This is a genomic window from Mesorhizobium sp. YM1C-6-2 (assembly GCF_003666685.1).
In the GTDB taxonomy this organism is placed as follows: Bacteria; Pseudomonadota; Alphaproteobacteria; order Rhizobiales; family Rhizobiaceae; genus Mesorhizobium_K.
Genome location: NZ_RCIZ01000005.1, coordinates 216,159 through 229,122, shown reverse-complemented (window position 1 = coordinate 229,122; position 12,964 = coordinate 216,159). Strand labels below are relative to the sequence as shown.

Genomic DNA, 12,964 nt, shown 5'->3' with positions numbered 1-12,964 from the left:
CCGGCTTCCGCAGTTTCAACTTTAGGGATTCCTGGAGCACGTTCGCAGGATTCAAAAGTTGAAACTTTCATTGAAAAATAAGGATGATCTTGCGGCCTGTCACGCCGGAGGTCGCGGGTTCGAGCCCCGTCACTCGCGCCATTTCTCCCACTTCGTGGAAACCTCCGCAGTTGCGGCATACGCTGCCACGACCCTCCTTGCGCGGAGCCTGAAGCAGGTTCAGGATGGCGCTATCCGGGGGAGGACATCACCATGCCGTGCGCTGCAGGGAAACCGTCGAAGATCGGTGCCGGGAAGTTCTTTCTGCTCGGTCTGGCCGCCTGTCTTTCCTTGCCGGCGGCCGACGCCCAGGCGATCAGCCGCTACACCTCCACCTCGATGACCTGTTCCAAGATCCAGGCGACCATAGACCGCGACGGTGCGGCCATCATGAAGTACCGGTCGCCGAGAACCGGCCTGCCGCTCTACGATCGCTACGTCAAGAACCGGCTCTTCTGCCCGGGCGGCCAGACGACCGACAGGGCCTCTATCCCGGCTTCCGACACGCCGTCCTGCCCGGTCTATCGCTGCGAGGACATCCAGTTCTTCGACTATCGCTGAGTTTCGTCGCCTCATGTGATTCGAGGCCGGCGAATCGCCTCACGACATTGTCATGCCGGCGCTGCACCTGCCTTTGCTAACATGACGTTGCGGCAGGCTCCGGCATGCGGGGAAAGGCCGCGAGGGGATATCCGATGCGGCGGCTTGCGATCCTCATTGCGGCGCTGGTGCTGTCTGGCGAGGCCTCGGCCATCGAGCGCTACCAGAGCAGTTCGATGAGCTGCGCCCGCGTGCAGGCGGCACTCAATGACGGCCAGGCGATCCTGCGCTATCCCGCACCCGGCAATCCCTCGCTCGTGCTTTTCGACCGCTATGTGCGCGACCGTACCTTCTGCAGTTCGAGCCAACGGGCCGAACTGCGCAGCGTCCCGGCCGCCGACACGCTGAACTGCCGGGTGCGCAAATGCATCCGCGCCTCCGGCTCGGGCCGCTAGCGCAGCATATTCCCTGGAGTCCGTCGTCGCGCGCGACTCATTCGGCCTGCAATGGAACGTTCCAACTAGACGAGGATCCATATGCTAGCCGATTGACAGCATTTCCAGCTCGTTTTAGAACGTTCCAATAAATCAAACGAAAGAGGCGGAGGAGGAAGGGCTTGGCCGCGCGCGAGAAGGCGACGATCCTCGACATCGCCCGAGAGGCCGGCGTGTCGAAGTCGACCGTTTCGCTGGTCCTCCAGGGCAGCAGCCTGATCCGCCCCGAGACGGCGACAAAAGTCCGCAAGGCGATCGAGGATGTCGGCTACGTCTACAACCGCGGCGCCGCCAATCTGCGCAAGGCGCATTCCAACGTCATCGGCATGGTCATCAACGACCTGACCAACCCCTTCTTCGCCGAGCTCGCCGTCGGCATGGAGCGCGTCTTCCAGTCGGCCGGTGTCGTTCCCTTCATCGCCAACACCGCCGAAAATCCCGTCCGCCAGGAGGAGGTGCTGAAGTCGATGATGGAGCAGGGTGTCGCCGGCCTCATCGTCTCGCCCGCCCGGGGCACCACCGCCGAGGCGTTCAACCGGATGCGCCAGGCCGGCATCCCGGTCGTGCTTGCCATGCGCCGCATGCCGGATGGCCGCGTGCCCGCCGTGGTACCGGACAATCATCGGGGCGCGGCGCTCGCCGCCGCCCATCTCATCCGCAAGGGCCACCGCAGGCTCGCCTTCTTCGGCGGCTTCTCCGACATGGTCGTCTACCACGAACGGGCAGATGGCTTTCGCGAGGGGTGCGAGGCGAATGGAATCGCGCCCGAGGACATGACGATCGTCGAGGGCGAGACCAACCGCAGGGGCGGCATGGCCTGCCTCGATGCCGCGCTCACGCTGCCCGATCCGCCTACCGCCGCCGTCTGCTTCAACGACGCGGTTGCCTTCGGCGCGATGCTTGCCCTGCGCAAGCGCGGCCTGGAGCCGGGGCGCGACTTCGCCGTGGTCGGCTTCGACGACGTGGTCGAGGCCCAGCATTATGTTCCGGCGCTGACCTCGGTCGCCGTGGACACGGCAGGGCTCGGCGAGCGCGCCGCGCATTCGGTGCTGAGGATGATCCAGTCGCGCACCACGCGCGCCGAAGACCATGTCGGGGCCGTCAATCTCGTGGTCCGCGAAAGCTGCGGTCCCGATCTCAACGCGTCGAAGGACGAGGTTTTTTCGTGAGCAAGCTCGTCACTCCCGCTCAGGCAGCCGCCCTCATCGGGGATGGCGTGGTCGTTTCCGTTTCCTCGTCCTCCGGTCTCGGCTGCCCCGACCTGATGCTGAAGGCGATCGGCGAGCGCTTCGACCGCGAGGGCCATCCGCGCGACCTCACCACGCTGCATCCGATCGCCGCCGGCGACATGAGCGGCATCAAGGGCGTCGACCACATCGCGAAAAGCGGCCTGCTGAAGAAGATCATCGGCGGCTCCTATCCGTCCGGGCCGTCGAGCGCCGAACCGCCGCTGATCTGGCAGATGATCGGCAACGAGGAGGTCGCCGCCTACAACGTCCCGTCCGGCATCATGTTCGACATGCACCGCGAGGCTGCCGCCAAACGCCCCGGCGTGCTCACCAAGGTCGGCCTCGATACCTTCGTCGACCCTGATCGGCAGGGTTGCGCGATGAACCAGAAGGCCGCCGCCGAGCCGATCGTCAAGAAGATCGAGTTCGAGGGCGAGGACTGGCTCTATTTCCCGGCGATCAAGCCGGAGGTCGCGATCATCCGCGCCACCACCGCCGACGAACGCGGCAACCTCACCTACGAGCACGAGGGCGCCTATCTAGGCGGCCTCGACCAGGCGCTCGCCGCCCGCAACAATGGCGGCATCGTCATCGCCCAGGTCAAGCGCGTCACCAGGGACGGTTCGCTGCGTCCGCACGACGTGCGCGTGCCCGGCATGCTGGTCGATTACATCGTCGTCGATCCCGAGCAGAAGCAGACCACGCAGACGCTCTACGACCCCGCCATATCGGGCGAAGTCATGCGTCCGCTCGACAGCTTCCGCGTGCCGGAGTTCAACATCCAGAAGGTGATCGCCCGCCGCGTGGCACAGGAGCTCCAGACCGGCAGCGCTGTCAATCTCGGCTTCGGCATCTCGGCCAACGTTCCCCGCATCCTGCTCGAAGAAGGCCTGCACGGTGACGTCACCTGGGTCATCGAACAGGGCGCGGTCGGCGGCGTGCCGCTGCTCGACTTCGCCTTCGGCTGCGCCTCCAACGCCGACGCCTTCGTGCCGTCGCCCTACCAGTTCACCTATTTCCAGGGTGCGGGTTTCGACGCCTCGCTGCTCTCCTTCCTGGAGATCGGCCGCGACGGGTCGGTGAATGTCTCAAAACTCTCCTTCCGACCGCATGTGACGGCGGGCGCCGGCGGCTTCGTCGACATCACCGCGCGCGCGAAAAAGATCGTCTTCTCCGGCATGTTCAACGCCGGCGCGAAACTTTCGGTCGAAAGTGGCAAGCTGGTGATCGAGAAGGACGGCAGGCTGAAGAAACTGGTGAACGAGGTCGAGCACGTCACCTTCTCCGGCCGCCGCGCCATCGAGCAGGGCCAGGACATCACCTATGTCACCGAGCGCGCGGTCATGAGGCTGACGCCTGATGGCATCGTGCTGACCGAGATCGCACCGGGCGTCGACCTCCAGTCGCATGTTCTCGACCAGTCCGAATTCCCGCTGATCGTGTCGCCGAAGCTGAAGACGATGGACGCCTGCCTCTTCGCCGAAGCGCCGATCGGCCTCACCCTGCCGCGCAAGCCGGCGAGTCCCCTCGGGGAGGGCGCCCATGTCTGAGCATCTGGTCACCTTCGAACAAGACGGCGCGGTCGGCATCGTCACGCTGCGCCGCCCGGAAAAATTCAACGCGCTCGACATCCCGATGCTGCGGGCGCTGGAAACGGCGCTCGACGCCGCTGAGGATGCAGATGGCGTGCGCGTCGTCCTCCTCTGCGGCGAGGGCAAGGGTTTTTGCGCCGGCGGCGACGTCGAGGCCTGGTCCGCCCTGTCAGCCGCCGATTTCCAGGTGAAATGGGTGCGCTACGGCCACCGCGTCTTCGACCGCTTGGCGCGGCTCAGCCAGCCGACCATCGCCGTGCTCTCCGGCCATGCGCTCGGCGGCGGGCTGGAACTTGCCGCTGCCTGCGATCTTCGCGTCGCCGAGACTCAGGTGAAACTAGGCTTCCCAGAGACGTCGATCGGCGTCGTGCCCGGCTGGTCGGGCACGCAGCGCGCCGTGCGCCGCTTCGGCGCGCAGACCGTGCGCCGGCTGGTGCTCGGCGGCGAGATGCTGCTAGCGCCCGAGGCGCTGTCGCTCGGCGTCGTCGATCGCGTCGTCGAGACGGGCAGGGCGCTCCCCGAAGCAAAGGCCTGGGCGGAAAAAATCGCCGAGCGCGGACCGCTCGCCACCGAAGCAGCCAAGCTGATGATCGCGGTCGCCGAAGGCGAGGAAAACGCCGCCGCGGCCGAGGCGCTGGCCAGCGGCTTCATCGCGCTGACCGGCGACCTCAAGGAAGGCGTGAAGGCCTTCAAGCAAAAGCGCAAGGCAGAATTTTCAAGAACTTAGGGACGAAACCGGACTCGATTCCTCAATGAACGCTCCGCTCAACATCTCCATGCCGTCAGAGGCCTCCGGCGCGCCGAAGAGCTACAGGCTCCTCATCGACGGAAAACAGGTCGAGGCTGTCGACGGCCGCTCGCTGGAGCGCCGCAGCCCCGGCCACGGCTTCGTCGTGTCCCGCTACGCGCAGGCCAATGAGAAGGACGTCGATCTCGCCGTGCAGGCTGCGCACAAGGCGTTCGAGAGCGGCCCCTGGCCGCGCATGAAGGCTGGCGAGCGCGCCAACGTCCTGCTCAAGGCTGCCGACCTCATCGAAGCCAGGTTGGAAGAAATAGCCCGCCTCGACGCGCTGGAATCCGGCAAGCCGATCGCCCAGGCGCGCGGTGAGATTGGCGGTGCGGTCGACATCTGGCGCTACGCCGCCTCGCTCGCCCGCACGCTGTCGGGAGACTCCTATGCCAATCTCGGCGATGCGATGCTCGGCGTCGTGCTGCGTGAGCCGGTCGGCGTCGTCTCCATCATCACGCCGTGGAATTTTCCGTTCCTCATCGTCAGCCAGAAGCTGCCCTTTGCGCTTGCCGCCGGCTGCACGGCGGTGGTCAAGCCGTCCGAGATGACGTCGGCCTCCACCTTCCTGCTTGGCGACGTCCTGCTCGAAGCCGGCGTGCCGGCCGGCGTGGTCAATATCGTCGCCGGCCTCGGCGCTGACGTTGGAGCCGCGATGGTCGCCCATCCCTCGGTCGAGATGGTCTCATTCACCGGCTCGACGCGCGTCGGCAAGCTCACCATGGCGAGCGCGGCGAACTCGCTGAAGAAGGTCTCGATGGAGCTCGGCGGCAAGAACGGCCAGATCGTCTTCCCCGACGGCGACCTCGAGGCTGCGGCCGATGCCGCCGTCTTCGGCGGCTTCTTCAATGCCGGCGAATGCTGCAACGCCGGCAGCCGCCTCATCGTCCACCAGGACATAGCGAGCGATTTTCTGGCCGCCGTGAGGAAACTGACGGCGAAAGTCCGTGTGGGCGACCCGCTCGACGACGGCACCAAGGTCGGCGCGATGATCTCGACCGATCATCTCGCCAAGGTCTCGGGCTACGTCTCGGCGGCGAAAGGCGAGGGCGGCGAGGTGTTGGCGGGGGGCGGCGCCAGAGCATCCAATGCCGGCCAGTATCTCGACCCGACCATCGTCTCCGGTGTCACCGAAGGCATGGCCATCGCCCGCGAGGAGGTGTTCGGCCCGGTGCTTTCGGTGCTCTCGTTTAAAACGATTGAAGAAGCGTTGCGCATCGCCAACAACACGCCTTATGGTCTGTCTGCGGGCGTCTGGTCCAGGGACATCGACACCTGCATGACAGTGGCGCGGGGCGTCCGGACCGGAACGGTGTGGGTCAACACCTTCATGGACGGTTATCCCGAACTGCCGTTCGGAGGATACAAGCAGTCCGGCCTTGGGCGCGAACTCGGGAGGCGCGCCGTGGAGGACTATACCGAGGAGAAGACGATCCAGTTTCATCGCGGCCAGCGCACCGGTTGGTGGGTCGGCTGAGTTGGGAAGAACCCGGCGGGTGTCCGCCGGTCGCATAACCGCAACTTTGGGAGGTAGTATCATGTTGCGCAAATTGCTTATCGGAACGATGCTTTCGACGGCGCTGACTGCCTATGCCGCGCCGTCCTTCGCGGAGGAAGTCGAGGTCCTGCACTGGTGGACGTCGGGCGGCGAAGCTGCCGCGCTCGACGTGCTGAAGAAGAACCTCGAAGCGGAAGGCGTCACCTGGAAGGACATGCCCGTCGCCGGCGGCGGCGGTGAGCAGGCGATGACGGCGCTGCGCGCCCGCGTCACCGCCGGCAACCCGCCGACTGCCGTGCAGGCGCTCGGCTTCGACATCACCGACTGGGCCAAGCAGGGTGTCGTCGGCGATCTCGGTGAAGTCGCCGCGGAGGAAAACTGGGATGCGGTGATCCCGGCGGCCCTCCAGGCCTTCTCGAAATATGACGGTAAGTGGATCGCCGCGCCGGTCAACGTCCACTCGACCAACTGGGTCTGGATCAACAAGAAGGCGCTCGACGCTGCCGGCGGCAAGGCGCCCGAGACCTGGGACGAACTGATCGCCGTACTCGACAAGATGAAGGCGAACGGCATCTCGCCGATCGGCCATGGCGGCCAGGCCTGGCAGGACGCCACCATCTTCGACGCCGTCGTGCTCGCCGAAGGCACCGACTTCTACAAGGCCTCGATGATCGACCTCGATCCCGCTGCGCTGAACAGCGACAAGATGGTCGGCGTCTTCGACAAGATGGGCAAGCTCAAGGAATATGTCGACGCCGACTTCTCCGGCCGTGACTGGAACCTCGCTTCCGCCATGGTCATCGAGGGCAAGGCCGGCATGCAGTTCATGGGCGACTGGGCGAAGGGCGAATTCCTCAAGGCCGGCCTGAAGCCGGGCGCGGACTTCGTCTGCATCCGCTTCCCGGGCACGCAGGGTGCGGTCACCTTCAACTCCGACCAGTTCATGATGTTCAAGGTCGGCGACGCCAACAAGGCGGCGCAGTTGAAGATGGCCTCGGCGATCGAGGACCCGGCCTTCCAGTCGGCCTTCAACGTCGTCAAGGGCTCGGCGCCCGCCCGCACCGACGTGCCGAACGACGCCTTCGACGACTGCGGCAAGAAGGCGATGGCCGATCTCGCCGAAGCCGACAAGAGCGGCAAGCTGTTCGGCTCGATGGCGCACGGCCACGCCAACCCGGCGGCGGTGAAGAACGCCATGTATGACGTCATCACCCGCCACTTCAACGGCGAGCTGGACTCCAAGGCCGCCGCCGAGGAACTGGCGAATGCCGTGGCGGCAGCGCAGTAACGATCCCGGTTTGGGGCAACTCGGCCAAAATCGTGCGGCCCCTCACCCTTACCCTCTCCCCGTGAGAACGGGGAGAGGGGGCGCCGACGCTGCGGCCAGCTCTCCTCTCCCTGTCCGTACGGGGAAGAGGATGCCGGCAGGCAGGTGAGGGGCGGCGCTACCTTTTCGATATTTGACCGGAGCGGTCGCATGACCCAGACACAAGCGGAGATCGTGCCTGTCCTGACGCAGGGCGCCGACCGCGGAGCCAGGGAAACATTGCAGGAATGGCTGCCGAAGCTGGTGCTGGCGCCGAGCTTCGCGCTCATCCTGCTCTTCGTCTACGGCTTCATCCTCTTCACCGCCGTGCTCTCCTTCACCGGCTCGAAGCTCCTGCCCGATTTTTCCACCTGGGTCGGCTTCGGCAATTATGTGCGCCTGTTCAACCACCCGAACTGGATCGTCTCGCTGAAGAACCTGGCGATCTTTTCCGTGCTCTACATCGCGGTCTGCACGGTGCTCGGCCTCGGCCTCGCCATCCTGCTCGACCAGAAGATCCGCGGGGAGGGCTTCCTGCGCCCGATCTACCTCTATCCGATGGCGCTTTCCTTCTTCGTCACCGGCGTCGCCTGGAAGTGGTTCCTCGACCCCTCCATCGGCCTCGAGCACGTCATGCACACATGGGGCTGGGAAAGCTTTTCCTTCCGCTGGATCAAGGAAGGCAAGATGGCGATCTACACCATCGTCATCGCCGCGGTCTGGCAGTCGTCGGGCTTCGTCATGGCGATGTTCCTGGCCGGCCTACGCGGCGTCGACAACGAGGTGATAAAAGCAGCACAGATCGACGGCGCCTCGACCGTCATGATCTACCGCCGCATCATCATCCCGCTGATGCGCCCGGTCTTCCTGTCGGCCTTCGTCGTGCTCGCGCACCTCGCCATCAAGTCCTACGACCTCGTCGTCGCCATGACCGACGGCGGCCCCGGTACCGCCACCTGGGTGCCCGCGCTGTTCATGCAGAAGTTCACCTTCGGCCGCAACGAGATGGCGATGGGCGCTTCGTCCGCCATCATCATGATGATGATGATCTTCTCGATCATCGTGCCCTATCTCTATTCCGAGCTGAGGGGAGGGCGCCGCTCATGAGTGCCGCTCCCTCCCAGGACAACGCCGCCCGCACCGGCATCATTGCCCGTGCCGTCATCTACTCCCTGCTCATCCTCTTCGCGGTCTATTATCTGCTGCCGCTCTACGTGATGGTGGTGAACTCGCTGAAGCCGCTGGACGAGATCCGCCAGGGCCAGATGCTCGACCTGCCGAGCACTTGGACCATCGAGCCCTGGCTCTCGGCCTGGTCGACGGCGCAGATCGGCGTCTCGCCGACCGGGCTGAAACCCTACTTCCTGAACTCCATCCTGATGGTGGTGCCGGCCGTCGCAGTCTCGACCCTGCTTGGCGCGCTCAACGGCTACGTGCTGACCAAATGGCGCTTCCGCGGCGACAACATGGTCTTCGGCCTGATGCTGCTCGCCTGCTTCATCCCGTTCCAGATCGTGCTTATCCCGTCCGCCCGCATCCTCGGCGAGCTCGGCCTTGCCGGCACGGTCACCGGCCTCGTGCTCATCCACGTGGTCTACGGCCTCGGCTTCACCACGCTCTTCTTCCGCAATTATTACGAGGCCTTCCCGACCGAGCTGGTGCGCGCCGCGCAGATCGACGGCGCCTCCTTCTTCCAGATCTTCCGCCGCATCCTGCTGCCGTCGTCGGGACCGATCATCGTCGTCACCGTCATCTGGCAGTTCACCAACATCTGGAACGACTTCCTGTTCGGCGCGTCCTTCGCCGACTTCGATTCCATCCCGATCACGGTGGCGCTGAACAACCTCGTCAACTCGTCGACGGGCGTGAAGGAATACAACGTGCATTTCGCCGGTGCGGTGCTGGCCGCGCTTCCCACGCTCGTCGTCTACATTGTCTCCGGACGCTATTTCGTGCGCGGCCTGATGGCCGGCGCGGTCAAGGGTTAGGCCGATGTCGTTCCTGCAGATCCAGAACCTCGAAAAGTCCTTCGGTGCGACGCGCATCCTGAAGGGCGTCACGCTGGAGATCGAGGAGGGCGGTTTCCTGGTGCTGGTCGGCCCGTCCGGCTGCGGCAAGTCCACGCTTCTCAACACCATCGCCGGGCTGGAGCCGATCACCTCGGGCGAGATCAGGATCGGCGGCCGGCGGGTCAACGACCTCCACCCGTCGAAGCGCGACATCGCCATGGTGTTCCAGTCCTACGCGCTCTACCCCAACATGACGGTTGCGCAGAACATCGCCTTCGGCATGGAGATACGCGGCGTGCCGAAACCCGAGCGCGACAAGGCCATCGCCGATGTCGCCAGCCTGCTGCAGATCGGCCATCTGCTCGACCGCAAACCGTCGCAGCTCTCGGGCGGCCAGCGCCAGCGTGTCGCCATGGGCCGCGCGCTGGTGCGTGACCCGCAGGTGTTCCTCTTCGACGAGCCGCTCTCCAACCTCGACGCCAAGCTCAGGATCGACATGCGCACCGAGATCAAGCGGCTCCACCAGCGCATGGGCACCACCATCGTCTACGTCACCCACGACCAGATCGAGGCGATGACGCTGGCGACCAAGATCGCCGTGCTGAAGGACGGCATCCTCCAGCAGTTCGGCACGCCGGCCGAGATCTACAACAACCCGGTCAACATGTTCGTTGCCGACTTCATGGGCTCGCCGGCGATGAACCTGGTGCCCGCGACCATCGGGGGAAACGGCAGCGGCCTCACCGTCAATTTCGAGCGCGAAGGCCGCCCGCCGGTGTCGCTGGCCGTCACCGATCCGCCCTCCGGTCTGGCCGGTTTCAAGGGCAAGAAGGTGGTGTTCGGCGTCCGTCCCGAGGCGCTGACCGACCCCGATGGCGCCGACCGCAACGCGTCGAGCACGGCAACCGCCGACCTCCACATCGAGGTCGTGGAACCCGCCGGCTCCGACACTTTCGCCGTCACCAATCTCGGCGGCAAGGGCGTTGTCGCGCGTCTCAGGGCCGACGCCAACGTCCAGCCCGGCACGGTGACGCCGCTCACCTTCAATCTCACCAAGACGGTGTTCTTCGATCCGGCGACCGAGAACCGGATTCACTGACGCGAAATGGCCTCTCCCGACATCGTCATCATCGGCTCCGGAATGGGCGGCGCGACGGTCGCGGCCGGACTGGCCGGCAGCGGCGCCAAGGTCACCATTTTGGAGAAAGGCGAGCGCCTGCTCGACTCGCCCGAGACGCGCGACGCCCGCGCCATCTTCCAGCGTGCGCATTTCCGTCCCAAGGAGATGTGGCTCGACGCACAGAGCAAGCCCTTCAACCCCGGCAATTATCATGTCGTCGGCGGCAACACGAAGTTCTACGGCGCAGTGCTGTTCCGCTACCGCAGGCAAGACTTTTCCGAGCTCGAATTCCCGGGAGGCGGCGTGTCGCCGGCCTGGCCGTTCCCTTACGAGGAACTGGAGCCCTGGTACTCGAAGGCCGAGCAGCTCTACCAGGTCCGGGGCACGACAAGCGAAGACCCCACCGAGCCCTTCCACTCCAGGGATTATCCTTTCAAGCCGGTGCCCGACGAACCGGCGATCGCAAAGGTCCGCGAGCGCCTGAAGTCGGTCGGACTGCATCCGGCAAGCCTGCCGCTCGGCGTAGACATCGACCGCTGGCTTGCCCGCGCCAAGACGCCGTTCGACGCCTATCCCGACACGCTGACGGGCAAGATGGACGCCGAGAGCTGCGGGCTGGCCGCGGCTCTCGAGGATCCCGACATCGATCTCCAGACCGGCGCCGACGTCGTCAGGCTGGAGACCGACGAGAAGAACCGCATCGCCTCGATCGTCTACCGCCAGAAGGGCGAGGAAAAGCGGCTGTCGCCCAAGCTGGTGATCCTGTCGGCAGGGGCCATCCGCTCCGCCACGCTGCTGCTAAGCTCGGCCGACGGGCGCAATCCTGACGGACTCGCCAACAGCTCGGACCAGGTCGGCCGCAACTTCATGAACCACAACGCGACCTTCATGCTCGCGGTCGACCCACGCACGGTCAACGATTCCGTCTACCAGAAGACCATCCACTTCAACGATTTCTATTTCGACGACGGAAATGGCTCGGGGCCGCTCGGCCAGGTTCAGCTGCTCGGCCGCGTCACCGGGCAAATCCTGAAGAGCCGGCTCTCTGCCGTCCCCGAGTTTGCGCTGAATATGCTGAGCCGCCGTTCGGTGGACTGGTATCTCGTTTCAGAAGACCTGCCGCGCAAGGAAAGCCGCGTGCGGCTCGACGGATCGCAGGTCATCCTCGAATGGCGTTTTTCGAACATGAAGGCGCACGAGACCCTGGTTGCGCGGGTCAAGGAACGCATGCGCGCGGCAGGCTATCCCATCCTGCTCAGCCAGCTCGTCGACGGCCGCCTGCCGTCGCATCAATGCGGGACGACCAGGATCGGAAACGATCCTGCCGGCCATGTCTGCGACCCCTGGTGCCGTTCCTTCGACCACAAGAACCTGTTCGTCGTCGACGCCGGCTTTCTGCCCACCTCGGCGGCGGTCAACCCGTCGCTCACCGTTGCCGCACAGGCCCTGCGCGTGGCGGACTATATTCGCCGGACGGAGCTCGCGTCATGACCCGTCGCGCTGCCATCGTCACCGGGGCCAATCGCGGTATCGGCCTCGCCATCGCCGAGATATTGGCCGCCTCTGGCTTCGACATCCTCGCCGCCGATCTCGCACCGGCGCCCAGCGACGAACTGCAGGCGGGTGTCGAGCGCAACAATGGCCGGCTCGCCTACAAGGCCTTCGACCTCGGCGACCTCTCCACCCACGCCGGCGTTCTCGAAACCGCCGGGAAGGAATTCGGCTCGATCGACTGCCTCGTCAACAACGCCGGCATGGCCTCGCCCGTGCGTGGCGATCTGCTGGAACTCACGCCCGAGAACTTCGACCGTGTTCTCGACGTCAACCTGCGCGGCACCATCTTCCTTTCGCAAACCGTCGCCCGCGCCATGCTCGCCGCCCCCGTCAAGCCGGGCCGTTCGATCATCACGATCACCTCCGTCAGCGCCGAATTCGCCTCGCCCGAACGCCCCGACTATTGTGTCTCCAAGGCAGGCCTCTCCATGTGGGTGAAGAACCTCGCGCTGCGCCTCGCAGCTGACGGCATCGCCGTCTTCGAGGTCCGGCCGGGCATCGTCCGCACCGACATGACGGCGGCCGTGGCGGACAAATATGACGGCCTGATCGGCGAGGGGCTGGTGCCCGCACGCCGCTGGGGCCAGGCGGCCGATGTCGGTCTGGCGGTGGCGACGCTCGCCGCCGGCACGCTCGGCTTCGCCACCGGCTCGATCCTCAATGTTGACGGCGCGCTGTCGGTGCGGAGGCTTTGAGATGGCGCGCTTGCAGGACTTGGGTTCCTCGCCCCTGCGAAGCGGGGGAGAGGTGGCTCGGGCGAAGCCCGAGACGGAGAGGGGGTCTTTCTCGACCACGC

General features: G+C 65.4%; 12 protein-coding genes. All 12 read left to right on the top strand.

Annotated features, from left to right (window positions below; genetic code table 11):
- The first annotated feature begins 252 nt into the window (after positions 1-252).
- A complete protein-coding gene (locus tag D8676_RS15320) occupies positions 253-600 on the top strand; it encodes a hypothetical protein (protein WP_121581944.1) in 348 nt (115 codons plus the stop codon).
- A 134-nt stretch (positions 601-734) separates the two neighbouring features.
- A complete protein-coding gene (locus D8676_RS15315) occupies positions 735-1,034 on the top strand; it encodes a hypothetical protein (protein ID WP_121581943.1) in 300 nt (99 codons plus the stop codon).
- Positions 1,035-1,195: 161 nt separating this feature from the next.
- Positions 1,196-2,242 (top strand): LacI family DNA-binding transcriptional regulator, encoded by a 1,047-nt coding sequence (locus D8676_RS15310; RefSeq protein ID WP_121581942.1) that lies wholly within the window; start codon positions 1,196-1,198, stop codon positions 2,240-2,242.
- Entirely contained in the window at positions 2,239-3,852 is a 1,614-nt protein-coding gene (locus D8676_RS15305; protein ID WP_121581941.1) for an acyl CoA:acetate/3-ketoacid CoA transferase, read from the top strand. The genes D8676_RS15310 and D8676_RS15305 overlap by 4 nt, the downstream gene beginning before the upstream one ends.
- The gene (locus D8676_RS15300; protein WP_121581940.1) at positions 3,845-4,621 is read left to right on the top strand and encodes an enoyl-CoA hydratase/isomerase family protein; all 777 of its coding nucleotides are present in this window, start codon (positions 3,845-3,847) and stop codon (positions 4,619-4,621) included. Before D8676_RS15305 ends, D8676_RS15300 begins: the two co-directional genes overlap by 8 nt.
- Positions 4,622-4,646: 25 nt before the next feature.
- Positions 4,647-6,158, top strand: a complete 1,512-nt coding sequence (locus tag D8676_RS15295; RefSeq protein ID WP_121581939.1) for an aldehyde dehydrogenase family protein — start codon at positions 4,647-4,649, stop codon at positions 6,156-6,158.
- A gap of 64 nt (positions 6,159-6,222) precedes the next feature.
- Entirely contained in the window at positions 6,223-7,467 is a 1,245-nt protein-coding gene (locus D8676_RS15290; protein WP_183097119.1) for an ABC transporter substrate-binding protein, read from the top strand.
- A gap of 189 nt (positions 7,468-7,656) precedes the next feature.
- Entirely contained in the window at positions 7,657-8,592 is a 936-nt protein-coding gene (locus tag D8676_RS15285; protein ID WP_183097107.1) for a sugar ABC transporter permease, read from the top strand.
- Positions 8,589-9,473 (top strand): carbohydrate ABC transporter permease, encoded by an 885-nt coding sequence (locus tag D8676_RS15280; protein ID WP_121581938.1) that lies wholly within the window; start codon positions 8,589-8,591, stop codon positions 9,471-9,473. The genes D8676_RS15285 and D8676_RS15280 overlap by 4 nt, the downstream gene beginning before the upstream one ends.
- Before the next feature lie 4 nt (positions 9,474-9,477).
- Positions 9,478-10,593 (top strand): ABC transporter ATP-binding protein, encoded by a 1,116-nt coding sequence (locus D8676_RS15275; protein ID WP_121581937.1) that lies wholly within the window; start codon positions 9,478-9,480, stop codon positions 10,591-10,593.
- Positions 10,594-10,599: 6 nt separating this feature from the next.
- The gene (locus tag D8676_RS15270) at positions 10,600-12,105 is read left to right on the top strand and encodes a GMC family oxidoreductase (RefSeq protein WP_121581936.1); all 1,506 of its coding nucleotides are present in this window, start codon (positions 10,600-10,602) and stop codon (positions 12,103-12,105) included.
- Positions 12,102-12,863: a 3-ketoacyl-ACP reductase gene (locus D8676_RS15265; RefSeq protein WP_121581935.1), complete on the top strand. Its 762-nt coding sequence runs from the start codon at positions 12,102-12,104 to the stop codon at positions 12,861-12,863. Before D8676_RS15270 ends, D8676_RS15265 begins: the two co-directional genes overlap by 4 nt.
- The last annotated feature ends 101 nt before the right edge of the window (positions 12,864-12,964 follow it).